Genomic DNA, 25,904 nt, shown 5'->3' with positions numbered 1-25,904 from the left:
TGATGAACCGATTTATTCTGACGGATCCTGAAAAATGTATCGGGTGCCGCACCTGTGAGGTGGCGTGCATGATGTCGCATCAAAGCAGCGCCACGCCAGAAGCGTTTACGTCACGTATCCGCGTGGTTAAGGGGGGAACCTTCACCACGGCCGTGGGCTGCCACCAGTGTGAAGATGCGCCCTGCGCGAATGTCTGCCCGACGGGGGCCATTCACCGTGCTGCGGGAGCCTGGCTCGTTGAGCAGGCTCGCTGTATCGGCTGCAAAAGCTGTATGGTGGCGTGCCCGTTCGGGGCAATGCAGGTTCGGGTTGTGGGAGATCGCGTTCAGGCGCTGAAATGTGATTTGTGCATGCATCGCGAGGGCGGTCCCGCCTGCGTCGAAGCCTGTCCCACCCACGCGCTGCGCTGCATAGAACCCGCCAGACTACGCGCGGAACGGCTGCGTAATCTGGCCTGAGGTTTTATTAACCGGCCTCGCGCCAGGCGTTCTCAATCTCTTCGGCGAGAATTTTCACACCCGCTTCGATTTTTTCCGGGTCCGGGACGTAGTTCATGCGCATGCACTGGTGCGTATGCGGCCACGGTTTATCCAGTCCCGGGAAGAAGTAATCCCCCGGCACCATCAGCACGCCACGCTTTTTCAGACGCTGATAAAGCAGCTCTGTCGTAATGGGCAGATCCTTAAACCACAGCCACAGGAAAATTGCCCCTTCCGGTTTATGGATCAGGCAGCGTTCCTCCGGTAAGTAGCGGCGAAGGATGGCGATAGTTTCCTGAACGCGCTGAGAGTAAAACGGCTTGATCACCTCATTTGACAGGCGCAGCAGGTCGTTACGCCTGATCATCTCGCACATCATCGCCGGGCCGATGCCGCCAGGGGAAAGGCTGATAATGCCGTTCATGTTGGTAATGGCGGTGATGATTTTCTCGTTAGCAATGATAATGCCGCAGCGGCTGCCCGGCAGGCCCAGCTTGGAGAGGCTCATGCAGAGGATGATGTTCGGGTTCCACAGCGGACGCGCTTCGCTGAAGATGATACCCGGGAACGGTACGCCATAGGCGTTATCGATCACCAGCGGGATGCCGTGCTGATTCGCCAGCGCATCCAGCTTCATCAGCTCGTCGTCGGTGATCACGTTCCCCGTCGGGTTGGTGGGACGAGATACGCAGATCATGCCCGTCTCTTCACCGATATGCAGATGTTCAAAATCGACGTGATATTTGAACTGGCCCTCTGGCAACAACTCGATATTCGGACGTGCGGAAACAAACAGGTCTTCTTCGAGGCCGGCATCGGCATAGCCGATATACTCCGGAGCCAGCGGGAACAGCACTTTTTTCGTGGTGCCGTCGGCGCGGCGTCCGGCGAACAGATTGAATAAGTAGAAAAACGCGCTCTGACTGCCGTTTGTCAGCGCAATGTTCTGTGGTTCGATATCCCAACCCAGCGCTTCCCGCAGCATTGTCGCCAGAAGCGTCAGTAGTTCTGTTTTACCCTGAGGGCCGTCGTAATTACATAGCGCATCGGTTGCTTTACCGTTTTCCAGCATGTCTGCCAGCAGCGTCTGGAAGTAGGTGTTCATCTCCGGAATTTGAGCCGGGTTTCCGCCGCCAAGCATGATAGCGCCTGGGGTGCGCAGCCCGTCGTTGAGGTCCTCCATCAGGCGGGTAATGCCTGAATGGCGGGTAAATTTGTCGCCGAATTGTGAAAACGTCATAGCAGGTGATCTGTCGGGCTTAATATGAAAGGCAGTAACCATAACGCCAGCACCGTGTTGGTGCAAATCGGCGGATGTGGTCGGATTTGTTGTTTTGTATGGTGGAGAGGGATTATTGCAGTGAATCGTTCTGATGAATGTCTCCTCACCCCGGCCCTCTCCCCAAAGGGGCGAGGGTGAAAGACCGCACCGTGCAATCCCCTTGCCCCTTAGGGGAGAGGGTTAGGGTGAGGGGGTCTATTGATTACCCGCCCACACCACCATCACCTTATCGCCCTTGTGCTCGCGCACAAAGCCGTAGCCCTCTTTCATTGACAGCGTTGTTTGCTTGCCTTCACCCACCGCCGGATGACGGGCGCGGAACTGCCCCAGAAGCTGCCAGTGGGCGACAGTTAACGCCTGTTTACCCGTGACGTCCTGCCAGTTCATATCCGAACGGGTTCCCTGTAGCGGATCGGAGCCCGTCGGGCCGAATGGACGCTCTGATTCATCGCCGTAATAGATCTGGACGCTTCCCGGTGCCAGCAGCAGTAACTCAGCGGCGCGCTGGCCCCCTTCACGGAACAGACGCGTATCATGGGAGGAGAGATAGCTCAGCACATTAAAACTTTGCAGCTTTTCTGCCATTTGCTGCCAGGTCAAATCCATATCGGCCAGACAGTCCACCGCTTTCGCCGCCTGCTCCTGATAGTCAAAGTTGATCATCGCATCGAAACCGTGGCGGTAATAATCGCTCTGCATCACGCCGTGGCCCCAGGACTCACCGGTCATCCAGAACGGCGCATCGTCGAGTTTTTTGTCCGGGTTGGCGGCCTTCCACGCGGCCAGCGCCTGGCTGGCCTGGTCTTTCAGTTGCTGCCAGGCTTCATGCTCAACGTGTTTGGCGGTATCGACCCGGAAACCGTCGATGCCGTAGTCACGTACCCACTGGCTAAGCCAGTGGGTCAGGTAATCTCGCGGCGTGAAATTCGTCATCACTTTCGCGTTGGTGTCGGGCTTGTGTTGATAAAAGTTCGGCAAACCTGACGGGGTTTTTGATTCCGTTTTCAGATCCGGCAGGAAGGCCAGGGACATGGTCAAGTCGTCAAAGCCCGGGTTGTCGTAATCACCGATATCGGTACGGATCCATTTTTTACCCCACCATTTTTCCCATGCGGCTTTGTCACTGAAGTTGATGTAATCGTTGAAGCTGTGCCAGCTTTGACCCGCGCCTGGCTTCCAGTCAGTCCAGCGTTCGCCGAGCGTTTTTTTCAGCTCATCTCCCTGTAAATAGAGTGCGCCAAACTGATATTCCTGCATATCTGCAAGCGTCGCATAGCCCGCGTGGTTCATGACAACGTCAAACAGGACGCGGATACCGCGCCTGTGCGCGTCGTCGACAAGCTGGCGTAAATCATCTTCGTTGCCCATGTTGGCGTCGAGTTTCGTCCAGTCCTGGGTGTAATAACCGTGATACGCGTAGTGGGGGAAATCCCCTTTGGTGCCGCCGCCAACCCAGCCGTGGATCTGCTCCAGCGGGGAGCTTATCCAGAGCGCATTCACGCCCAGTTGCTGAAGGTAATCCAGTTTGCTGGTAAGCCCTTTCAGATCGCCGCCGTGGAAAGTACCTATCTCCTGCATACCATCTTTATGGCGGCCATAGCTGTTGTCGTTGGTGGGGTCGCCATTCACGAAGCGATCGGTCAGCACGAAATAGACGGTGGCGTTTTGCCAGCTGAACGGCGCGGGTTTGTCCGTTTCGGCGCGCTCAAGCAGCAGCAGGCCATTGCTGTTGGCGGCTGGCTGAAGAGTCACTTTGCCATTTTGAACGGTCGCGGTCTGTTTGCTGTAAAAATCACGCACCACCGTGCCTTCCGGGAACGTGTTAACGACGTCGATCGTGAGCGGTTTGCCGTCCCACTTCGGGCACTGGCGGGTAACGTTTGCGACAGGCTGTGGCGCCGCACTTTGTACCGTCAGCATCAGCGTCGGTGTTCCCGAGCGCGTATCAATACGCATCTGATAAACGCCGTCACGGAATAATCGCCACTGCGGTGGCGTGCCTTCGCACGGTTTGAGCGACAGCATCTCGTTGAGCTTAATGGCCTTTGTCGGCTGCCAGCACGCGTTGTCAAGACTCAACGTCAGTGGACGGGTACCCTTCGCAAGCGTTGCCTGGCTGGTAAAGACGCCGGTACCTTCAGCGTTGAATGCGTCAAATCCCGGCGATGACCAGTCGGCATGCGCGAATGCGGGTAACATCAGAACAGCTAATGCAGTGCGTTTCATTCCATTTTCCTGTCGCGGCATTTTTGACCAGTGTGCCATTCGGCTCAGGGGAAAAACTCCTCCTCTGAGGCTTTCTGCCAGGAGGACGCGTAGGGATGAGTGATCCCGCGCAAAATTAGGCAGTTATCTGCGATATCGCGCACATTTTTCCAGTGTTGGTGCTTTAATGAGCATGTTCCGGATGACATAGTTTCGGAATTGGACTATTTATAGACGTGCTCTTGAAGACTATTTTTGGTACGATTTGAGATTCCGCTCTCAAATTTTGAAGAAAATAAGGTGTTGGAATGCTTATATCCGACCAGGAGACCTAATGATATCGACTCCCATTCGACGATATGGGGCCGCGATACTCATGTTACTCACCATGGCATTTTCAGGTGAGGTGCTTGCAAAGACGCACACGGATACAACGAGTAAGAAAGCCCACGTAATAAAGACGACAAGCAGTAAGGTTAGCAGTAAACAAGAGTATTCTCGCAATAGTGCAAAGAGTAGTTCACTTCCTGATTTGCGAAAATACCCTTCCGGGACACCAAGGAAAAAAGCGTTTCTCCGGACGGTAATGCCTTACATTAAAAGTCAAAATGCCGCGATTACTGCGGATCGTAACTGGCTGATCGCCAAACAGTACGATAGCCGCTGGTCGCCGTCTGAGCGCACTCGCCTGAAAGACATCGCCAAACGCTATAAAGTGAAGTGGAGCGGGAACACGCGTCGTGTGCCGTGGAACACTCTGTTAGAGCGTGTGGACATTATTCCAGGCAGTATGGTCGCGACAATGGCCGCCGCCGAAAGCGGTTGGGGCACCTCGAAGCTGGCGCGCAACAACAACAATCTGTTTGGCATGAAATGCGCAAAAGGTCGTTGTACTAATGCACCCGGCAAGGTGAAGGGCTATTCACAGTTTGAATCGGTGAAAGATTCCGTGAATGCCTATGTGGTGAATCTGAACACCCACCCGGCCTACTCTTCGTTCCGTAAGTCACGCGCGCAGCTGCGTAAGGCGGATCAGGAAGTGACGGCCACGGCGATGATCCACAAGCTGAAAGGTTATTCCACCCAGGGACAGCGCTACAACAACTACCTGTTCTCCATGTACCAGGATAACCAGCGTCTGATTGCCGCACATATGTAATAAAAAACGCCTTCCACTGGAAGGCGTTCTTTTTTCTAGAGCAGGACTTCACTGTACCGTTCCCGGTACTCCTTCGGCGTGGTGTCATACTCTTTCCTGAACACCGAATAGAAATACTGAAGCGACGGATAGCCGCACATCTGTGAAATCTCGTTGATCGACAGCGAGGTGGAGATCAGCAGACTTCGCGCTTTCTCCAGCTTTTCCGCATGGATCACGGCGTGGATCGTCTCACCGACTTCCTCTTTAAACCGCTTCTCCAGATTCGAACGTGAAATGCCGACCGAATCCAGCACCTGATCGACCTTAATCCCTTTGCAGGCATGATTGCGAATGTAGTGCATCGCCTGAATCACGGCCGGATCGTTTAAGGAACGGTAGTCAGTTGAGCGACGCTCGACCACGCGAACTGGCGGAACCAGCAGACGCTGGAGCGGCAGGGATTCGTTGTCTAACAGTCGGTGCAGCAGCTTCGCGGCCTGATAGCCCATCTGACGGGTACCCTGCGCCACGGATGAGAGCGCCACGCGCGACAGATAGCGTGTAAGCTCTTCGTTATCAATACCAATCACGCACAGCTTTTCAGGCACAGGAATATGCAAATGTTCGCACACCTGTAATACGTGGCGGGCGCGGGCGTCCGTCACGGCGATAATCCCTGTCTGGGGCGGCAGCGTTTGCAGCCAGTCAGCCAGGCGATTCTGTGCGTGCTGCCAGTTTTCTGGCGCGGTTTCCAGCCCCTGATAAACGACGCCGCGATACTTCTCCTGGGCAACCAGCTGGCAGAAGGCATACTCACGCTCCATCGCCCAGCGCTTTCCGCTGGTGGCGGGCAATCCGTAAAACGCAAAACGATGGACGCCTTTCTCCTTTAAATGGAGGAAGGCGGTCTCAACCAGGGCATGGTTATCCGTGGCGATGTAGTGAACGGGGGGGTAATGTTCCGCTGAATGGTAAGAGCCGCCAACGCCCACGATAGGTACGTCGACGCCACTCAGCAACTGTTCAATCACGGGGTCGTCAAAGTCAGCGATAACCCCGTCTCCCAGCCAGTCTTTGATGTTCTCCAGACGGGTACGGAAATCTTCTTCGATGAAAATATCCCATTCGGATTGCGACGCCTGCAAATATTCACCAACCCCCTCAACCACCTGACGGTCATAGGCTTTGTTGGCATTGAATAACAACGTAATGCGGTGACGCTTTTCAAACATGGCTCACTTTCCCAAATTAGTCACGATACGGTTCTCAGGCGCGCCGCTTGGTGGCAGAGTCCATCCAGACTGCCAGCAAAAGAATGGCCCCTTTGACGATATACTGCCAAAACGTCGGCACGTCCATCATACTCATCCCGTTATCCAGCGAAGCCATAATAAATGCGCCCATCACCGCACCCGCCACGCTGCCAATGCCTCCGGCGAGGCTGGTCCCGCCAATAACGCAGGCGGCGATGGCGTCCAGCTCGGCAATATTACCGGCAGACGGGGAACCCGCACCCAGACGTGAGCTGAGGATCAGCCCCGCGATGGCTACCATCAGGCCGTTGATGGCAAAGACGGCGAGTTTGGTGCGCTCGACGTTGATACCAGATAAACGCGCGGCTTCAAGATTGCCGCCGATAGCATAAATACGGCGACCGAATGCGGTACGTGTGGCCATAAACATCCCACCTAACAGCAACAGCGCCAGCAGAAGAACGGGCGTTGGGACGCCGCGATAATCGTTTAGCAGCCAGATGGCCCCCAGCACAATCACCGCAGTAAGCGCCTGACGGCCGATAACCGAGGTTGAGGCAGGCGAGGCCAGCCCCAGCGCCTGGCGACGCATGCGTCCTCGCCATTGCCACGCGACAAACGCCATCAGCCCAACCACGCCGATCGTAAAACCGACGCCATCAGAGAGGTAGCTTTGGCCAATCTGGGACATCGAGGCGCTGGTCGGGGATACGGTAGTGCCGTTGGTGATCCCAATCAGAATACCGCGGAAGGCCAGCATCCCTGCTAAGGTGACAATAAACGACGGGACTTTACGGTAGGCCACCCACCAGCCGTTCCACGCACCCAGCAGCAGACCCAGTACCAGCGTGACCGCAATCGTCAGCGGCAGCGGCCAGCCGAGCCAGACGTCAAAAATTGCCGCCACGCCGCCGAGCAGACCCATCATCGACCCTACCGACAGGTCAATTTCCGCTGAGATAATCACAAAGACCATCCCCACCGCCAGGATCCCGGTGATGGCGGTCTGACGCAGCAGGTTAGAGACGTTACGTGCGCTTAAATAGGAGCCATCGGTCATCCAGGTAAAGAACAACATGATGACGATAATGGCGGCAATCATTACAAAAACTTGCAGATTCAGCGATTTAAGTCCTGCGAACGCACCGGGCGTCGGAACAGCGACTTTGATATCAGACGGGTTGCTTTTCGACATGGCGTTCGCTCCTTAAGGCAGCTTCCATCACCTGCTCTTGCGTCAGGTTCTGGTTGTTCAGGTTGGCTTTGAGTTTCCCTTCATGCATGACCAGCACGCGGTCGCTCAGCCCCAGCACTTCAGGCAATTCGGACGAGATAACAATGACGGCAATCCCTTGCTGCACAAGCTGGTTGATCAGCTTGTAGATTTCATACTTCGCGCCGATATCGATCCCGCGCGTGGGTTCGTCCAGAATTAAAATGCGCGGATTAAGCAACAGGCAGCGCGCCAGAATCGCTTTCTGCTGGTTGCCGCCGCTCAGGCGACCTATCGCCAGTTCCGGCGAGGAGGTTTTCACCTTGAGCCTGGCAAGTGACTGAAGAATACACTGCTGTTCTGCGGCATCATCCAGGCTGCTCAGCGCGCCGGAAAACTGGCTGAGCGCCGCCAGCGTGATATTTTTTCCCACCGCCATGACCGGCACGATGCCGTCTTTTTTGCGGTCTTCGGGCACCATGGCAATGCCTTTGGCAATGGCCTGCTGGCAGTTGTCGATTTTTACCGGCTGACCGTCGATATAAATTTTGCCTTCCCAGCGCCCCGGCCAGACGCCAAACAGACACTGCACGGCCTCGGTTCTTCCGGCACCCACTAAACCCGCAATACCGAGAATTTCGCCGCGGTGCAGCGAGAAGGAGAGGTTATCCACGCGCTTGATGTGGCGGTTAACGGGATGCCACGCCGTCAGGTTTTCCACGCGCAGGAGTTCTTCGCCTATGGTGTGTGGTTCGTTGGGATACAGTGCGGTGAGTTCGCGACCCACCATCATGGTAATGATGTCATCTTCGCTCATGCCTTCTGCTTCACGCGTGCCAATGTGCTGCCCGTCGCGGATGACGCAGATGGTGTCGGAAATAGCTTTCACCTCATTGAGCTTGTGCGAAATATAGATGCAGGCGATACCGTGGTTTTGCAGGTCGCGGATGATATTGAGCAGAACGGCGGTTTCCTGTTCGGTGAGCGAGGCGGTTGGCTCGTCGAGGATCAGCAGGCGTACCTGTTTATTTAGCGCCTTGGCGATCTCCACCAGCTGCTGCTGGCCCAAACCTAAGTCGCCCACGCGCGTATCCGGTGAGATAGCGAGACTCACCTGGGCCAGCAGTTTTTCGCAGCGCAGCGTCATGGTGTCGTAATCCAGTACGCCGTGGCGCGAGAGTTCGGCCCCAAGAAAGATATTTTCCAGCACGGTAAGGTGCTTCACCAGTGCCAGCTCCTGGTGAATGATAGCGATGCCTTTACGTTCGGTATCACGAATGTGCGTGGCCTGAAGCACCTCACCGGCAAAGACGATTTCGCCCTCGTAGCTGCCGTGCGGATAGATCCCGCACAGCACCTTCATCAGCGTGGATTTCCCCGAGCCGTTTTCGCCGCACAGCGACATCACTTCGCCGGGGTTCAGCCGCAGGCTTACGTTGTCGACCGCTTTCACCGCCCCGAAGGCTTTGGTGATGCTTTTCATTTCAAGTAAATAAGACATAACTGCTCCGCATAGCCCGACAGATGAACAGGGCAGGTCGATGCGCCCCCGCCGGGCAGGGGCTGCGCTGGATTACAGTTCACTCTTCTTATGGAAACCGTCTTTCACCACCGTGGCGTCAATATTCTCTTTGTTGACTTCGATAGGGGTAAGCAGGCGAGCTGGCACGTCTTTCAGGCCGTTATTTAACGTCGCGTCTGCTTTAGGTTGCTGGCCATTTCCCAGCTCAACGGCAATTTCGGCGGCGGTATTGGCAAGCTCGGTAATGGGCTTATAGACCGTCATAGTCTGGGTACCCGCGATAATGCGTTTTACACCCGCAAGGTCGGCGTCCTGTCCGGAAATAGCGACTTTCCCGGCCAGACCCTGCGCGCTCAGCGCCTGAATGGCGCCCCCCGCAGTGGCGTCGTTAGAGGCCACCACTGCATCGATTTTGTTGTTATTTGCGGTCAACGCGTTTTCCATAATTTTCAGCGCGTTTTCCGGTAACCAGCCGTCAGCCCACTGATCGCCGACGACTTTAATTTTGCCCTCGTCGATATACGGCTTCAGCACTTTCATTTGTCCCTGACGGAACAGTTTGGCGTTGTTATCCACAGGCGAGCCGCCCATCAGGAAATAATTCCCTTGAGGCACTTTTGCGATCAAGCTTTTAGCCTGTAATTCACCCACCTTTTCATTGTCGAACGAAATATAATAATCAATATCCGCATTATTAATCATGCGGTCATAAGCCAGGACTTTTATGCCTTCCTGTTTTGCTTCTTTCACCACGTTGCTTAATACCTGGCCGTTATACGGGATAATGACCAGCACATCGACGCCACGGTTGATCATATTCTCAATTTGCGACATTTGCGTCTCTTCGTTGCCGTTAGCGGACTGAACGAACACCTCCGCACCGAGAGATTCCGCTTTTTTAACAAAGATATCGCGATCTTTTTGCCAGCGCTCCAGGCGTAAGTCATCAATCGCCATGCCGATTTTGACCTCTTTGGCGTGGCCGGCAAAGCTTGCAAGCAGGAGAGTAGTGCAGAGCGTTAGGGTCAGGTTCTTTATCTTCATAATTATTAGGCCTTTTTGTAGGGGTATGTGTAGCTGAGATAAAAGAAACATTCACTGCTGAGACGCAGCAAATTTTTAACGTGGAAAGGCCTGCTGGCAATTACAGATTTTTATCTTCTCATTACGATATTTGGTTTATTTCTGAATTTATGACCGCGATCGGATTTTAAAAAGCGTAACCTATTAATTACATTTGATTCTGGAATGCGCGCCGAAAAATAGTTTGTCTGCACATTATTTTGCGAGCCAGCGCACAATTGCGCATTCTCTCAATAGCAGTGTGAAATAACGTAATTGAGCAACCTCCAATGTCTATTCACTATTACTCCAGAAGCAAGACCACGCCGCATACCCTGATTATGGAGCTCAATATGCAAGCTTATTTCGACCAACTCGATCGCGTTCGTTTCGAAGGCACGAAAACGACCAATCCTTTAGCATTTCGTCACTACAACCCGGATGAGCTGGTGCTGGGTAAGCGCATGGAAGATCACTTGCGCTTTGCCGCCTGCTACTGGCACACCTTCTGCTGGAACGGTGCCGATATGTTCGGCGTGGGCTCTTTTGACCGCCCATGGCAACAGCCGGGCGAGGCCATTGAGCTGGCGAAGCGTAAAGCCGACGTCGCGTTCGAGTTCTTCCATAAGCTGAACGTACCGTACTACTGTTTCCACGATGTGGACGTGTCGCCGGAAGGGGCATCCCTGAAAGAGTATCTGAACAATTTTGCGCAGATGGTCGACGTGCTGGCTGAAAAACAGCAGCAAAGCGGCGTGAAGCTGCTCTGGGGTACGGCTAACTGCTTTACCAACCCTCGCTATGGCGCGGGCGCGGCAACCAACCCGGACCCGGAAGTCTTCAGCTGGGCGGCAACCCAGGTGGTGACTGCGATGAACGCCACGCATCAACTGGGCGGTGAGAACTACGTTCTCTGGGGCGGTCGTGAAGGCTATGAAACGCTGCTGAATACTGACCTGCGCCAGGAGCGTGAGCAGATTGGCCGCTTTATGCAGATGGTTGTGGACCACAAGCACAAAATCGGCTTCCGCGGTACGCTGCTGATTGAGCCAAAACCACAGGAGCCAACCAAGCATCAGTACGACTACGATGTCGCCACCGTGTATGGCTTCCTGAAGCAGTTTGGTCTGGAAAAAGAGATCAAAGTGAACATTGAGGCTAACCACGCCACGCTGGCGGGCCACTCGTTCCATCACGAAATCGCCTCTGCGATTGCGCTGGGCATCTTCGGATCGGTGGATGCGAACCGCGGCGATCCGCAGCTGGGCTGGGATACCGACCAGTTCCCGAACAGCGTCGAAGAGAATGCGCTGGTGATGTACGAAATCATCAAAGCGGGCGGTTTCACCACCGGCGGCCTGAACTTCGACGCCAAAGTGCGTCGCCAGAGCACCGACAAATACGATCTGTTCTACGGGCATATTGGCGCGATGGACACCATGGCGCTGGCGCTGAAGGTGGCGGCCCGTATGATTGAAGACGGTGAGCTGGATAAGCGCGTGGCGAAGCGCTACAGCGGCTGGAACAGTGAGCTGGGCCAGCAAATTTTGAAAGGTCAGTTATCGCTTGCGGAGATCGCGAAGTACGCTGAACAGCATCAGTTGGCACCGCAGCATCAGAGCGGCCATCAGGAACTGCTGGAAAACCTGGTCAATCACTACCTGTTCGATAAATAACAGCATTCATGCCCGGTAAGCGCAGCGCCACCGGGCATTTCTGTCAAAGGAGTCACCACATGTATATCGGGATCGATCTTGGCACGTCGGGGGTGAAAGCCATCCTGTTAAGCGAGCAGGGCGATGTGTTAGCCACGCAGACTGAAAAGTTGCAGGTTTCACGCCCGCAGCCACTTTGGTCGGAACAAGATCCGGAGCAGTGGTGGCAAGCGACGGACCGCGCGATGAAAGCCTTAGGTGAGCAGCACAGCCTGCACGACGTGAAAGCGCTGGGCATTGCCGGGCAAATGCATGGCGCCACGCTGCTGGATAGCCAGCATCGCGTTCTGCGCCCGGCTATTCTCTGGAACGATGGCCGCTGTGCGGAAGAGTGCGCGATCCTTGAGGAGCGTGTGCCTGCGTCCCGCGAGATTACGGGCAATCTGATGATGCCCGGTTTTACCGCGCCAAAACTCCTGTGGGTGCAGCGCCATGAGCCTGAGATTTTTCGCCAGGTGGCGAAAGTTCTGTTGCCGAAAGACTACCTTCGTTTTCGCATGACGGGGGATTTTGCCAGCGACATGTCTGACGCCGCGGGCACGATGTGGCTCGACGTGGCGAAACGGGACTGGAGCGAAGCGATGCTGGATGCCTGCCAGCTGACGCGCGATCATATGCCTGCGCTGTTTGAAGGCAGTGATATCACGGGCGCTTTGCAGCCTTCTGTTGCTGAACGCTGGAATATGCCAGCCGTACCTGTCGTTGCCGGCGGTGGCGATAATGCGGCGGGTGCGGTCGGCGTGGGGATGGTGGAGACAGGACAGGCCATGCTCTCGCTCGGCACTTCCGGCGTCTATTTTGCCGTCAGTGACGGCTATCGTAGTAACCCTGAAAGCGCCGTACACAGCTTCTGCCACGCGTTGCCGGGTAAATGGCATTTGATGTCGGTGATGCTGAGCGCGGCATCCTGCCTCGACTGGGCGGCAAAGCTGACCGGAATGGCGGACGTCCCGGCGCTTATCGCAGCGGCACAGCAGGCGGATGATACTGCCGGTGCGGTCTGGTTTTTACCGTACCTTTCAGGCGAGCGGACGCCGCATAACAACCCGGAAGCGAAAGGGGTCTTCTTCGGCCTTACCCATCAGCACGGCCCGGCAGAGCTGGCGCGCGCGGTGCTTGAAGGGGTCGGTTATGCGCTGGCGGACGGCATGGATGTCGTGCATGACTGTGGCCTGACGCCATCCAGCATTACGTTAATTGGCGGCGGGGCACGAAGCAGCTACTGGCGGCAAATGCTTTCCGATATCAGCGGGTTGCAGTTGGACTATCGTACTGGGGGAGATGTTGGTCCGGCGCTCGGTGCGGCACGGCTTGCGCAAATTGCGCTGAACCGGGATAAACCACTGCCCCAGCTTTTGCCCCAGCTGCCGCTTGAACAGCAGCATCGTCCTGATGCGAAAAATCATGCTCGCTACGCTGAAAGACGAGACGTTTTCCGCAAAATCTATCAGCAGCTTTTACCGCTAATGTCATAAACAGGAGCCGGGTGGCGCTAACGCTTACCCGGCCTGCCAGCCTTCAACCGGGTTAGCTCACAAACCTGCGTGTATCGATGCGTTGCAGCAGCATTGAGAGCAGCAGGCTGACAACCAGCGTAACGGTAAATATCCAGACAATATCCAGCACCGGCCAGCTTTTAAGCTCAACGCCGCGGGTGCGCAGGGCGTGGATCACCAGCGCGTGAAAACCGTAAATGCCCAGCGAGTGGCGAGAGATAAACCCCAGCACCGGAAGCGGGCGGGCATTCAGGGTGTTTTTAAACAGGGTCAGCAGCGAAACCGCGCAGATAAAGACTATCGGCCCGCAGTAGAGATACCAGGTATCGGCAAAGTTTCCGCGCCATTGCAGCTCGTGCAGCGTCCCTCGAGAGATAATAAACACACCGGCGATAAATGCTGCCGCGCAAAGCCAGTTTATTCCTCTCTTTTGCGTCTCCATCATGCCGATGGCGCGCCCCAGCATGCCGTACAGCACGTAATAAAACGTATCGCCGTTGATATAGAGGTTAACGGGCAGCCATTCAAAGCCATCAATTTTCTGTGAGACGGTATTCGGGTTTGCCACGATCCCGATTATTACCATCAAGGCCAGCAGCATTTTACCGCTAACGTTTTTTACCTGAATTAACGGCGAAACCAGATAGATAACCATTATCGCGAAGAAAAACCACAGATGATAGAACACCGGTTTTTGCAACAAATTGAGCAGGGAACGTTCAGCGTTAATTGAAGTGAACAGGATGATATAGAGCAGCGAAATGGCGCTGTAAAACAGCAAACAGGAGACAATACGGATGAAATGTCTCGGCTGCGCGCTACGCTCGCCAAAAAAGAGAAAACCGGAAATCATAAAGAACAGCGGGACGCTCACGCGTGAGGCTGAGTTCAGAATATTGGCGACATCCCAGTTAACAGGGCTGATACTGTGCGCGTTCGTGACATACCAGGTCGTAGTGTGGATCATCACCACCATCAGACAGGCTATTCCCCGCAGGTTATCAATCCAGTTAATTTTTGACTGCATCAGTTCCTCTGTATTCCTGATAAAGAAAGTGTGACTGCGATTGCGTAAAACTTTTCCCTTGGAAAATTCTGAGTTTAACCAGGCTGTCTTGTCGGGAGCTGGCGAGATTCGCAGAATGTTGAACATTAATCTATAAACGTGTTGCTACTAAAAATAACAGCCACTGACCAGGGCGGTAATAAAAATGATGATGAAGCGTGGGGCGTCACTCTTTCTGCTGCTTTTATTAGCAGGGTGCAGTGCTTCTCAGGAGGCTCCAGTCCAAAAAGCGCAGCAGGGGAAAATGAGCCCGGAGCGTTCCCTGAATATGGAACAGCTGTGCAGGGATCAGGCGGCTCACCGCTATAATTCCGAAGCACAGAAAATTCATATTAACGGCTTCGAGCGCTTTCAGGGCAGCTATGAACTGAAAGGCTATACGGCGCGTAAAGAGGGCTTTGTCTGCTCTTTTGATGCAGACGGCCAGTTTTTACATCTCTCAATGCGCTAAATTGCTCGTATAAGCAGCAACCAGAGCCTTCGCAGGTTCTGGCTGTAGGGCTTATTCCCCAATTTTCCCTAAACAACCCCGTTTCGTACTGTATATCTTGCAGCCAGCGGGTATACTGATCCCTTCCATTTAAAACCACACGTATCCAGCACGAAATACTATGCAAAAGTTTGATACCAAGACCTTCCAGGGCCTGATCCTGACCTTACAGGATTACTGGGCTCGTCAGGGCTGCACCATTGTTCAACCTTTGGACATGGAAGTTGGCGCAGGCACCTCACACCCGATGACCAGCCTGCGCGCGTTAGGGCCAGAGCCAATGGCGACCGCCTATGTGCAGCCATCCCGTCGTCCGACCGATGGCCGTTACGGCGAAAACCCGAACCGTTTGCAGCACTACTATCAGTTCCAGGTGGTGATTAAGCCATCACCCGACAACATTCAGGAACTGTACCTCGGGTCACTGAAAGAGCTGGGTATGGATCCGACCATTCACGACATTCGTTTCGTGGAAGATAACTGGGAAAACCCAACGCTGGGTGCCTGGGGTCTGGGTTGGGAAGTGTGGCTGAACGGCATGGAAGTGACCCAGTTCACCTACTTCCAGCAGGTTGGCGGTCTGGAATGTAAACCGATCACCGGCGAAATCACCTATGGTCTGGAACGTCTGGCCATGTACATTCAGGGCGTAGACAGCGTTTACGACCTGGTCTGGAGTGACGGCCCGCTGGGTAAAACCACCTACGGCGACGTGTTCCATCAGAACGAAGTGGAGCAATCCACCTATAACTTCGAATACGCGGACGTGGACTTCCTGTTCACCTGCTTTGAGCAGTACGAGAAAGAAGCCCAGCAGCTGCTGGCGCTGGAGACTCCGCTGCCTCTGCCTGCCTACGAGCGTATTCTGAAGGCTGCCCACAGCTTCAACCTGCTGGATGCCCGCAAAGCGATCTCCGTGACTGAACGTCAGCGCTACATTCTGCGTATTCGTACCCTGACCAAAGCCGTTGCTGAAGCTTACTACGCGTCCCGTGAAGCCCTTGGCTTCCCGATGTGCAACCGAAACAAATAAGAGGCGGCCATGTCTGAGAAAACTTTCCTGGTGGAAATCGGCACTGAAGAGCTGCCACCAAAAGCCCTGCGCAGCCTGGCTGAATCTTTCGCTGCGAACGTCACTGCTGAGCTGGATAACGCTGGCCTGGCGCACGGTAAAATTGAGTGGTTTGCTGCACCGCGTCGTCTGGCGCTGAAAGTGGCAAATCTGGCGGCGTCTCAGCTGGATCGCGAAGTTGAAAAACGTGGCCCGGCCATTGCCCAGGCGTTCGACGCGGAAGGCAAGCCGAGCAAAGCGGCTGAAGGCTGGGCGCGCGGCTGCGGTATCACCGTCGATCAGGCCGAACGTCTGACCACCGACAAAGGTGAATGGCTGCTGTATCGTGCCCATGTGAAAGGCGAAAGCGCGGAAGCGCTGCTGCCAGATATGATTGCGACCTCGCTGGCTAAGCTGCCGATTCCTAAGCTGATGCGCTGGGGCGCGTCTGACGTACACTTTGTGCGTCCGGTTCACACCGTGACCCTGCTGCTGGGCGATACCGTTATTCCGGCGACCATTCTGGGCGTGGCGTCCGATCGCGTGATCCGCGGCCATCGCTTTATGGGCGAGCCGGAGTTCACCATCGACAATGCTGATCAGTACCCGCAGATCCTGCTGGAGCGCGGTAAGGTCATTGCTGACTACGAACAGCGTAAAGCCAAAATCAAAGCTGACGCCGAAGAAGCGGCGCGCAAAATTGGCGGTAATGCCGATCTGAGCGATAGCCTGCTGGAAGAGGTGACCTCTCTGGTCGAATGGCCGGTTGTGCTGACCGCGAAATTCGAAGAGAAATTCCTGGCCGTTCCGGCTGAAGCGCTGGTGTACACCATGAAGGGTGACCAAAAGTACTTCCCGGTTTACGCCAACGACGGCCAGCTGCTGCCAAACTTCATCTTCGTCGCGAACATCGAATCGAAAGATCCGAGCCAGATTATCTCCGGTAACGAGAAAGTGGTGCGTCCACGTCTGGCGGACGCCGAGTTCTTCTTCAACACCGACCGTAAAAAACGTCTGGAAGATAACCTGCCGCGTCTGCAAACCGTACTCTTCCAGCAGCAGCTGGGTACGCTGCGCGACAAGACTGACCGTATCGCGGAGCTGTCCGGCTGGATTGCCCGTGAAATTGGCGCCGACGTTAACCACGCAACCCGCGCGGGCCTGCTCTCCAAGTGCGACCTGATGACCAATATGGTGTTCGAATTTACCGACACCCAGGGCGTGATGGGCATGCACTACGCGCGTCATGACGGCGAAGCGGAAGACGTGGCTGTGGCCCTGAACGAGCAGTATCAGCCGCGCTTTGCCGGTGACGATCTGCCGTCTAACCCGGTTGCCTGCGCCGTGGCGATTGCCGATAAGATGGACACCCTGGCGGGTATCTTCGGTATCGGTCAGCATCCGAAAGGCGACAAAGACCCGTTTGCGCTGCGTCGTGCTGCGCTGGGCGTGCTGCGCATCATCGTAGAGAAGAACCTCAATCTCGATCTGCAAACGCTGACCGAAGAAGCGGTCCGTCTGTACGGCGATAAGCTGACCAACGCGAAGGTTGTGGATGATGTTATCGACTTTATGCTCGGTCGTTTCCGCGCGTGGTATCAGGACGAAGGTTACTCCGTTGATACCATTCAGGCGGTGCTGGCGCGTCGTCCGACCCGTCCGGCAGATTTCGATGCGCGTATGAAGGCGGTATCCCACTTCCGTACGCTGGAAGCGGCGTCTGCGCTGGCCGCGGCCAACAAGCGTGTATCCAACATCCTCGCGAAATCCGACGAGACGCTGAACGAACGCGTAAACGCTGCAACCCTGAAAGAGCCGGAAGAGATTTCTCTGGCGATGCAGGTTGTGGTGCTACGCGACAAGCTGGAGCCGTATTTCGCGGAAGGTCGCTACCAGGAAGCACTGGTGGAGCTGGCGGAGCTACGTGACGTCATCGATGCCTTCTTCGAGAAGGTGATGGTGAATGTGGAAGATAAAGAGCTGCGTATTAACCGTCTCTCGATGCTTGAGAAACTGCGTGAGCTGTTCCTGCGCGTGGCGGATATTTCGCTGCTGCAATAATGTAAAAAACCCGCCCCTGACAGGCGGGAAGAACGGCAACTAAACTGTCTCTCTTCGCCAATGGCGCCATAACTGCGTTGGCTGCGCTCGTTCACCCGAATCACTTACTAATGTAAGCTCATCGGGATTCGCTCGCTTGCCGCCTTGTTCTGACGTCATTGGCTTTAAGATACTTTTCCTTATTTACATTTACACTCTCTCAAACACCGTCGCGATCCCCTGACCCAACCCGATACACATCGTCGCCAGTCCGAACTGGGCATCTTTGCGTTCCATCAGGTTGATCAGCGTGGTGCTGATACGCGCCCCGGAGCAGCCCAGCGGGTGACCGAGGGCGATCGCGCCGCCATTGAGGTTAATCTTCTCGTCGATCTGATCCATCAGCCCCAGATCTTTAATGCACGGCAGGATCTGCGCGGCGAACGCTTCGTTCATCTCAAAGAGGTCGATATCACTTGCGCTCAGCCCCGCTTTTTTCAGCGCCAGTTTTGACGCCGGGACCGGACCGTAACCCATGATGGAAGGATCGCAGCCCACGACTGCCATCGAACGCACGCGGGCGCGTGGCGTCAGGCCTAATTCGCGGGCGCGGCTTTCGCTCATCACTAACATGGCGGCGGCACCGTCGGACAGGGCAGACGAGGTGCCCGCCGTTACCGTGCCGGTGACCGGATCAAACGCCGGACGCAGGGTAGAAAGCGCTTCAACAGTGGTTTCAGGACGGATAACTTCGTCGTAGCTGAACTGCTTCAGTACGCCGTCTGCGTCGTGACCGCCGGTTGGGATGATCTCATTCTTAAAGGCACCAGACTGCGTGGCGGCCCAGGCGCGGGCATGTGAGCGCGCGGCAAAGGCATCCTGCATTTCACGGCTGATGCCGTGCAGACGGGAGAGCATCTCGGCGGTCAGGCCCATCATACCGGCGGCTTTCGCCACGTTGCGGCTCATGCCCGGATGGAAATCGACCCCGTGGCTCATCGGCACGTGGCCCATGTGCTCCACGCCGCCCACCAGACAGGCCTGCGCATCGCCGGTCATGATCATCCGTGCCGCGTCGTGCAGCGCCTGCATCGACGAACCGCAAAGACGGTTGACGGTGACCGCCGGAACCGAATGCGGGATCTCCGCCAGCAGAGACGCGTTACGGGCGATGTTGAAACCCTGCTCCAGCGTCTGCTGGACGCAGCCCCAGTAAATATCGTCCAGCGCAGCAGGGTCCAGCGCCGGGTTACGCGCCAGCAGGCTACGCATCAGGTGCGCCGAGAGATCTTCCGCACGCACGTTACGGAATGCACCGCCTTTTGAACGGCCCATCGGGGTGCGAATTGCATCAACAATGACAACCTTTTCCATTGTGACTCCTTAAGCCGTTTTCAGCGTGCCAACCGGACGGGCTGGCTCAACTGCTGGATAGTAGGGTTCGTTATGGCGCGCTTTGTTACGCAGACCTTCCGGCACCTCATAAAGCGGACCGAGGTGCTGATATTGCTGAGCCATATCGAGATAGCGAGCGCTGCCGAGCGTATCCAGCCAACGGAACGCGCCGCCGTGGAACGGAGGGAAGCCGAGGCCGTACACCAGCGCCATATCCGCTTCTGCCGGGCTGGCGATAATGCCTTCTTCGAGGCAACGCACTACTTCGTTGATCATCGGGATCATCATCCGGGTGATGATCTCATCGTCAGTGAAGTCGCGTTTTGGCTGACTGACGTCGGCCAGCAGGCCATACACCGCCGGATCTTCTTCTTTCTTCGGTTTGCCTTTGCTGTCTTCTTTATAGCGCCAGAAGCCCAGACCGTTTTTCTGCCCAAAGCGGTTGGCGTCGAACAGGGCGTCAATGGCGTCGCGATAATCTTTCTGCATGCGCTGCGGGAAGCCCGCCGCCATCACCGCCTGCGCGTGATGGGCAGTGTCGATGCCGACAACGTCCAGCAGATACGCCGGGCCCATCGGCCAGCCGAACTGTTTTTCCATCACTTTGTCGATTTTGCGGAAGTCTGCGCCGTCGCGCAGCAGCTGGCTGAAACCGGCGAAGTACGGGAACAGCACGCGGTTAACGAAGAAGCCCGGGCAGTCGTTAACGACGATTGGCGTTTTGCCCATCTTGCTCGCCCACGCCACCACTTTGGCGATGGTTTCGTCGGAGGTTTTTTCCCCGCGGATCACTTCGACCAGCGGCATGCGATGCACCGGGTTAAAGAAGTGCATTCCGCAGAAGTTTTCCGGACGCTTCAGCACGCTTGCCAGCTCGCTGATAGGAATAGTGGAGGTGTTGGAGGCCAGTACGGTCTCAGGACGCACCTTGTCTTCGGTTTCGGCCAGCACCGCTTTTTTCACTTTCGGGTTCTCGACGACCGCTTCAACCACCACGTCCACACGGTCGAAACCGCTGTATTCCAGTACTGGCTGGATGGTGGAGATCACGCCTGCAAGCTTCAGACCGTCAATTTTGCCGCGCTCAAGCTGTTTATTCAGCAGCTTGGCCGCTTCGGTCATGCCCAGCGTCAGGGATTTCTCGTTGATGTCTTTCATCACTACCGGCACGCCTTTCCAGGCAGACTGGTAGGCGATGCCGCCACCCATAATGCCCGCGCCAAGTACCGCCGCGTGTTTTGGCGTTTCAACGTTTTTGGTGAGTTGTTTGGCTTTGCCCTTCACGAACTGATCGTTAAGGAAGATACCAACCAGCGCGCGGGCTTCGTTGGTGTGCGCCAGCGGGACAAAGCTCTGGTTTTCCAGCTTCAGGGCTTCATCACGGCCCAGACGGGCTGCCGCTTCAATGGTTTTCACCGCCGTGATCGGCGCCGGGTAGTGTTTACCCGCCGTCTGCATCACCATGCCCTTGGCGATGGTGAAGCTCATGGTGGCTTCAATTTTGCTGAGCTTCAACGGCTCCAGCTTTGGCTGACGTTTGGCTTTCCAGTCGAGATCGCCGTTAATCGCCTGACGCAGTATGGCGACAGCGCCTTCAATCAGTTTTTCAGGCTTAACCACGCCGTCCACCAGACCGATTTTCTGCGCCTGTTCCGCGCCGACATCTTTACCTGCGGCAATGATTTCCAGCGCGCTGTCGGCACCCAACATGCGCGGCATACGCACCGAGCCACCAAAGCCCGGCATAATGCCCAGTTTGGTTTCCGGCAGGCCGATGCGCAGGTCTGGGGTCGCCAGACGGTAATCAGTGGCTAACACGCATTCGCAGCCGCCGCCCAGCGCGTAACCGTTAACGGCAGAAAGGGTCGGGACAGGCAGATCTTCCAGACGATTAAAGACGCTGTTCGCAAAGTGCAGCCACTGGCTCAGCTGTTCTTCGGGCATCAGGAACAGCGACAGGAATTCGGTGATATCCGCGCCAACGATAAAGGCCGCTTTGTTGGAGCGCAGCAGCAGCCCTTTCAAATCTGATTGCTTTTCAAGTACATCCAGCGCCTGGCCAAGACTGGCCACCGTCGCGGTATCAAGCTTGTTCACTGAGCCGGGGGCATCGAACACCAGTTCGGCAATGCCATCTTCCAGCCAGTCTACGTACAGGGTGTCGCCTTTGTAGAGCATGTCGGTCTCCTGAATCCAGCAATTGGATCTGGTCATACCAGATGAAACGGAGTGTGGAATTTATGTTAATAAAATGCAAATTAGTCATTAAGAAATTGCTGCACTGATCACGGTCGGTGGAAATCACGCAGCCGGAGTGAGGTGTGCTAAGATGCGATGACTTGAGGTCAAAAAAACGAAAGGAAGAATGATGGACTCACTGGCTTCGCTTTATAAAAATCATATCGTTACCCTACAGGAACGTACCCGCGATGTACTGGCCCGCTTCAAGCTGGATGCCCTGCTGATCCACTCCGGCGAGCTGATGAATACTTTTCTTGATGACCACGCTTATCCCTTCAAGGTTAACCCGCAGTTTAAAGCCTGGGTGCCTGTCACGCAGGTTCCAAATTGCTGGCTGCTGGTGGATGGCGTGAACAAGCCGAAACTGTGGTTCTACCTGCCGGTCGATTACTGGCACAACGTGGAGCCGCTGCCGACCTCATTCTGGACCGAAGAAATTGACGTGATTGCGCTGCCAAAAGCAGACGGCATTGGCAGCCAGTTGCCAGCGGCGCGTGGGAACATCGGCTACATTGGTCCGGTTCCTGAGCGTGCGCTGGGTCTGGATATTCCGGCAGATAAACTCAACCCGAAAGGCGTGCTGGATTATCTGCACTACTATCGCGCCTACAAGACCGACTACGAACTTTACTGCATGCGTGAAGCGCAAAAAACGGCGGTGAATGGCCACCGTGCGGCGCACGAAGCGTTCCAGTCCGGTATGAGCGAGTTCGATATCAATCAGGCCTACCTGACGGCGACCGGCCACCGCGATACCGACGTGCCGTACAGCAACATCGTGGCGCTGAATGAACATGCCTCGGTTCTGCACTACACCAAACTGGATCATCAGGTTCCGGCTGAGATGCGCAGCTTCCTGTTGGACGCGGGGGCTGAGTACAATGGCTATGCGGCAGACCTGACCCGTACCTGGGCGGCGAATGCGGATACTGATTTTGCGCAATTGATCAAAGACGTGAACGATGAACAGCTGGCGCTGATTGGCACCATGAAGGCCGGAACCAGCTATGTGGATTATCACATCCAGTTCCATCAGCGCATCGCTAAACTGCTGCGTAAGCATCAGATTGTCAAAGACATGAGCGAAGAGGCGATGGTTGAGAACGATTTGACCGGGCCATTTATGCCGCACGGTATCGGCCACCCGCTGGGTTTACAGGTTCATGACGTCGCGGGCTTTATGCAGGATGATACCGGTACGCACCTGGCGGCACCGTCTAAATATCCTTATCTGCGCTGCACCCGCGTTCTGGCGCCGCGTATGGTATTGACCATCGAGCCGGGTATCTACTTTATTGAATCCCTGCTGGCGCCGTGGCGCGAAGGGCAGTTCAGCAAGCACTTCAACTGGGAGAAAATTGAAGCGCTGAAGCCGTATGGCGGCATTCGTATCGAAGATAACGTGGTTATTCACGAGAACAGCATCGAGAACATGACGCGAGATCTGAAGCTGGCCTGATGGAAAGCTGGCTGATACCGGCCGAGCCGGTCACCTTTGTTGAGGAAATCAAGAAAAGCCGCTTTATCACGCTGTTGGCGCATACTGACGGCGTGGAGGCGGCGAAGGCGTTCGTCGAGTCCGTCCGCGCGCAGCACCCCGATGCCCGCCATCACTGTGTGGCGTGGGTCGCAGGGCCGCCAGACGACTCACAGCAGCTCGGGTTTTCTGACGACGGTGAACCGGCGGGTACGGCCGGAAAACCGATGCTATCCCAGTTGATGGGCAGCGGCGTGGGTGAAATCACCGCCGTCGTGGTCCGCTACTACGGGGGCATTTTGTTAGGCACCGGAGGGCTGGTTAAAGCCTACGGAGGGGGTGTCCAGCAGGCGCTTAATCTGCTGATAACAACCCGCAAAACGCCACTTACGGAATATACTTTGTTATGCGATTACGCCCAGCTATCGGGTATCGAAGCACTGCTTAAACAGTTTAACGGCGTCATCGCACACAGTGATTATCAGGCAATGGTGCAATTACGCGTGGCGCTTCCTCAGGCGGAACTGGCTGCTTTTTCAGCAAAACTCGCTGATTTTAGTCGCGGTTCATTGCAATTACTGCCGATTGAAGAATAATCCCCACCTCACAATTTTGAATACCTAAGGAAGCGGCAGAGATGCATTTTCGTGCCATTACCCGAATCGTTGGATTGCTGGTCATACTTTTCTCCGGGACAATGATCATTCCCGGACTGGTGGCGCTCATCTACCGGGACGGCGCGGGGCGTGCATTTACGCAAACCTTTTTTGTCGCGCTGACGATTGGCTCCCTGCTGTGGTGGCCAAACCGCCGTGAGAAAGGTGAACTGAAATCCCGGGAGGGTTTTCTGATCGTGGTCCTGTTCTGGACGGTACTGGGAAGCGTGGGTGCGCTGCCGTTTATCTTCTCTGAACAACCGAATCTCACCGTCACGGATGCGTTTTTTGAATCGTTCTCCGGATTAACGACCACCGGGGCCACCACGCTTGTGGGGCTGGATTCACTCCCGCATGCAATTCTCTTTTACCGGCAGATGCTCCAGTGGTTCGGCGGTATGGGGATCATCGTGCTGGCGGTGGCTATCCTGCCGATTCTGGGCGTCGGGGGGATGCAGCTTTACCGGGCTGAAATGCCTGGCCCGTTGAAAGATAACAAGATGCGCCCGCGTATTGCGGAGACGGCGAAAACCCTTTGGCTTATTTATGTCCTGCTGACGGTGGCCTGCGCGCTGGCGCTGTGGTTTGCCGGGATGCCTGCGTTTGATGCCATCGGGCACAGCTTTGCCACTATCGCTATCGGCGGGTTCTCCACCCACGATGCCAGCGTTGGGTACTTCGACAGCCCGACGATCAATACCATCATTGCCATCTTTTTGCTGATCTCAGGCTGTAACTACGGTCTACACTTCTCGTTGCTTAGCGGCCGGAGCCTGAAGGTGTACTGGCGCGACCCGGAATTCCGGATGTTTATTGGCGTCCAGTTGACCCTGGTGATCATCTGTACCCTGGTACTGTGGTTCCACGATGTCTATAACTCGGCGGTCACGACCCTGAACCAGGCCTTCTTCCAGGTGGTATCGATGGCGACAACCGCCGGTTTCACCACGGACAGTATTGCGCGTTGGCCGCTGTTCCTGCCGGTGCTGCTGTTGTGCTCTGCGTTTATCGGCGGCTGTGCCGGGTCGACGGGCGGCGGCCTGAAGGTGATCCGTATTCTGCTGCTGTTCAAGCAGGGGAACCGTGAACTTAAACGTCTCGTCCACCCGAATGCGGTTTACAGCATCAAGCTGGGCAATCGTGCACTGCCGGAGCGTATCCTCGAAGCGGTGTGGGGATTCTTCTCCGCTTATGCGCTGGTCTTTATTGTCAGTATGCTGGCGATTATCGCCACGGGCGTGGATGATTTCTCTGCCTTCGCCTCTGTGGTGGCAACGTTAAACAACCTGGGGCCGGGGCTGGGTGTCGTGGCGGATAATTTCGCCAGTATGAACCCGGTGGCAAAGTGGATCTTAATCGCCAATATGCTGTTTGGTCGTCTTGAGGTCTTTACGCTGCTGGTGCTGTTTACCCCAACATTCTGGCGTGAGTAAGGAGACATTGGTGAAAACGTTAATTCTATTCTCAACGCGTGATGGGCAAACGCGTGAGATTGCTTCATATCTGGCTTCTGAACTCAAAGAGCTGGGCATTTATTCTGATGTGGTGAACCTGAATCGCACTGAACAGATTGCCTGGCAGGATTACGACCGTGTGGTCATTGGCGCATCAATTCGTTACGGTCATTTCCATCCGGCGCTGGATCGCTTTGTGAAAAAGCATACGGCGGAGCTCGCTAAGCTGCCCGGCGCGTTTTACTCGGTCAACCTGGTTGCCCGTAAAGCAGAGAAGCGTACACCGCAGACTAACAGCTATACGCGTAAGTTTTTGCTGAGCTCGCCATGGCAGCCCGATATCTGTTCTGTCTTTGCGGGCGCGCTGCGTTACCCGCGTTACCGCTGGTATGACCGCTTTATGATCCGCCTGATCATGAAGATGACGGGCGGGGAAACGGATACGCGTAAAGAAGTGGTTTATACCGACTGGGATCAAGTGGCCAGTTTTGCCCGTGAAATTGCACGTTTAACGGACGATTCGCGGGTTAAATAAGCGTTGAGTTTGAAAAGTGAGCGAACGAAAAGTTTTTTGTATTTAGTGCTTGTCACTTCAGAAGAACTCCCTATAATGCGCCTCCACTGACACGGAACAACGGCACGCAAGCCGCCGGGTCAGCAGAGAAA

At 55.5% G+C, this 25,904-nt stretch carries 20 protein-coding genes; 11 read left to right on the top strand and 9 right to left on the bottom strand.

The annotated features are described in order from the left end of the window. Nucleotides 1–2 precede the first annotated feature (2 nt). Nucleotides 3–458, top strand: a complete 456-nt coding sequence (locus tag ACOT1A_RS20140; RefSeq protein WP_193543124.1) for a 4Fe-4S dicluster domain-containing protein — start codon at nucleotides 3–5, stop codon at nucleotides 456–458. Between the two features lie 7 nt (nucleotides 459–465). Here ACOT1A_RS20140 and avtA read toward each other — a convergent pair whose 3' ends face one another. Continuing rightward, complete coding sequence (gene avtA / locus ACOT1A_RS20135) at nucleotides 466–1,719, bottom strand: valine--pyruvate transaminase (protein WP_022649751.1); 1,254 nt, start codon at nucleotides 1,717–1,719, stop codon at nucleotides 466–468. A gap of 237 nt (nucleotides 1,720–1,956) precedes the next feature. Then, nucleotides 1,957–3,987 carry an alpha-amylase gene (locus ACOT1A_RS20130; protein ID WP_063152811.1) on the bottom strand — a complete coding sequence of 677 codons (2,031 nt, stop codon included), beginning with the start codon at nucleotides 3,985–3,987 and terminating at the stop codon, nucleotides 1,957–1,959. A 313-nt stretch (nucleotides 3,988–4,300) separates the two neighbouring features. Between ACOT1A_RS20130 and ACOT1A_RS20125 the strand changes: the two genes are divergently transcribed. Then, the gene (locus ACOT1A_RS20125; protein WP_022649749.1) at nucleotides 4,301–5,125 is read left to right on the top strand and encodes a protein bax; all 825 of its coding nucleotides are present in this window, start codon (nucleotides 4,301–4,303) and stop codon (nucleotides 5,123–5,125) included. 35 nt (nucleotides 5,126–5,160) lie between these two features. Here ACOT1A_RS20125 and xylR read toward each other — a convergent pair whose 3' ends face one another. From xylR to xylF, 4 genes are all read right to left on the bottom strand, one after another. Then, on the bottom strand, nucleotides 5,161–6,339 hold the full coding sequence (gene xylR, locus ACOT1A_RS20120; protein WP_038416899.1) for a D-xylose utilization transcriptional activator XylR: 1,179 nt from the start codon (nucleotides 6,337–6,339) through the stop codon (nucleotides 5,161–5,163). Between the two features lie 34 nt (nucleotides 6,340–6,373). Further along, nucleotides 6,374–7,555 (bottom strand): xylose ABC transporter permease XylH, encoded by a 1,182-nt coding sequence (gene xylH / locus ACOT1A_RS20115; RefSeq protein WP_046620369.1) that lies wholly within the window; start codon nucleotides 7,553–7,555, stop codon nucleotides 6,374–6,376. Then, nucleotides 7,533–9,074 carry a xylose ABC transporter ATP-binding protein gene (locus ACOT1A_RS20110; protein ID WP_015572746.1) on the bottom strand — a complete coding sequence of 514 codons (1,542 nt, stop codon included), beginning with the start codon at nucleotides 9,072–9,074 and terminating at the stop codon, nucleotides 7,533–7,535. Before ACOT1A_RS20110 ends, xylH begins: the two co-directional genes overlap by 23 nt. A gap of 72 nt (nucleotides 9,075–9,146) precedes the next feature. Continuing rightward, nucleotides 9,147–10,139, bottom strand: a complete 993-nt coding sequence (xylF, locus tag ACOT1A_RS20105) for a D-xylose ABC transporter substrate-binding protein (protein WP_022649746.1) — start codon at nucleotides 10,137–10,139, stop codon at nucleotides 9,147–9,149. Between the two features lie 371 nt (nucleotides 10,140–10,510). Here xylF and xylA point away from each other — a divergent pair, with 371 nt between their 5' ends. Together xylA and xylB are read left to right on the top strand one after the other, a co-directional pair. Beyond that, a complete protein-coding gene (gene xylA / locus ACOT1A_RS20100) occupies nucleotides 10,511–11,833 on the top strand; it encodes a xylose isomerase (RefSeq protein ID WP_026080557.1) in 1,323 nt (440 codons plus the stop codon). 59 nt (nucleotides 11,834–11,892) lie between these two features. Next, complete coding sequence (gene xylB, locus ACOT1A_RS20095; protein WP_276170289.1) at nucleotides 11,893–13,347, top strand: xylulokinase; 1,455 nt, start codon at nucleotides 11,893–11,895, stop codon at nucleotides 13,345–13,347. Between the two features lie 52 nt (nucleotides 13,348–13,399). Here the strand turns inward: xylB and ACOT1A_RS20090 are convergent, their stop codons facing one another. Beyond that, nucleotides 13,400–14,395 carry an acyltransferase gene (locus ACOT1A_RS20090; RefSeq protein WP_276170288.1) on the bottom strand — a complete coding sequence of 332 codons (996 nt, stop codon included), beginning with the start codon at nucleotides 14,393–14,395 and terminating at the stop codon, nucleotides 13,400–13,402. Between the two features lie 184 nt (nucleotides 14,396–14,579). On the opposite strand from ACOT1A_RS20090, the gene ACOT1A_RS20085 reads away from it, so the two are divergent. The 3 genes from ACOT1A_RS20085 to glyS all read left to right on the top strand — a co-directional run bounded on the left by ACOT1A_RS20085 (nucleotide 14,580) and on the right by glyS (nucleotide 18,036). Next, on the top strand, nucleotides 14,580–14,885 hold the full coding sequence (locus ACOT1A_RS20085; protein ID WP_022649742.1) for a YsaB family lipoprotein: 306 nt from the start codon (nucleotides 14,580–14,582) through the stop codon (nucleotides 14,883–14,885). A gap of 160 nt (nucleotides 14,886–15,045) precedes the next feature. Continuing rightward, nucleotides 15,046–15,957, top strand: a complete 912-nt coding sequence (gene glyQ / locus ACOT1A_RS20080; protein WP_003860141.1) for a glycine--tRNA ligase subunit alpha — start codon at nucleotides 15,046–15,048, stop codon at nucleotides 15,955–15,957. A 9-nt stretch (nucleotides 15,958–15,966) separates the two neighbouring features. Then, nucleotides 15,967–18,036, top strand: coding sequence for a glycine--tRNA ligase subunit beta (gene glyS, locus ACOT1A_RS20075; RefSeq protein WP_276170287.1), 2,070 nt, complete (start codon nucleotides 15,967–15,969; stop codon nucleotides 18,034–18,036). A 189-nt stretch (nucleotides 18,037–18,225) separates the two neighbouring features. Here the strand turns inward: glyS and fadA are convergent, their stop codons facing one another. Beyond that, nucleotides 18,226–19,389 carry an acetyl-CoA C-acyltransferase FadA gene (gene fadA, locus ACOT1A_RS20070; protein ID WP_000416981.1) on the bottom strand — a complete coding sequence of 388 codons (1,164 nt, stop codon included), beginning with the start codon at nucleotides 19,387–19,389 and terminating at the stop codon, nucleotides 18,226–18,228. A 9-nt stretch (nucleotides 19,390–19,398) separates the two neighbouring features. Then, nucleotides 19,399–21,588 (bottom strand): fatty acid oxidation complex subunit alpha FadB, encoded by a 2,190-nt coding sequence (gene fadB / locus ACOT1A_RS20065; RefSeq protein ID WP_276170286.1) that lies wholly within the window; start codon nucleotides 21,586–21,588, stop codon nucleotides 19,399–19,401. 190 nt (nucleotides 21,589–21,778) lie between these two features. Between fadB and pepQ the strand changes: the two genes are divergently transcribed. Genes pepQ through hemG form a run of 4 tightly spaced genes read left to right on the top strand, consistent with a single transcriptional unit; the run spans nucleotide 21,779 to nucleotide 25,773 of the window. Next, nucleotides 21,779–23,110, top strand: coding sequence for a Xaa-Pro dipeptidase (pepQ, locus tag ACOT1A_RS20060; protein WP_017382602.1), 1,332 nt, complete (start codon nucleotides 21,779–21,781; stop codon nucleotides 23,108–23,110). After that, on the top strand, nucleotides 23,110–23,724 hold the full coding sequence (locus ACOT1A_RS20055) for an IMPACT family protein (RefSeq protein ID WP_015572737.1): 615 nt from the start codon (nucleotides 23,110–23,112) through the stop codon (nucleotides 23,722–23,724). Before pepQ ends, ACOT1A_RS20055 begins: the two co-directional genes overlap by 1 nt. 41 nt (nucleotides 23,725–23,765) lie before the next feature. Next, nucleotides 23,766–25,217 (top strand): Trk system potassium transporter TrkH, encoded by a 1,452-nt coding sequence (trkH, locus tag ACOT1A_RS20050; RefSeq protein ID WP_022649737.1) that lies wholly within the window; start codon nucleotides 23,766–23,768, stop codon nucleotides 25,215–25,217. Between the two features lie 10 nt (nucleotides 25,218–25,227). Continuing rightward, entirely contained in the window at nucleotides 25,228–25,773 is a 546-nt protein-coding gene (gene hemG, locus ACOT1A_RS20045; RefSeq protein WP_022649736.1) for a menaquinone-dependent protoporphyrinogen IX dehydrogenase, read from the top strand. Nucleotides 25,774–25,904: the final 131 nt, after the last annotated feature.

Origin of the sequence: Enterobacter cloacae complex sp. SYL003, assembly GCF_049236925.1 — a bacterium.
GTDB lineage: Bacteria > Pseudomonadota > Gammaproteobacteria > Enterobacterales > Enterobacteriaceae > Enterobacter > Enterobacter intestinihominis.
The sequence above is the reverse complement of the archived record's forward strand: the minus strand, read 5'-3'. Positions and strand labels throughout refer to the sequence as shown.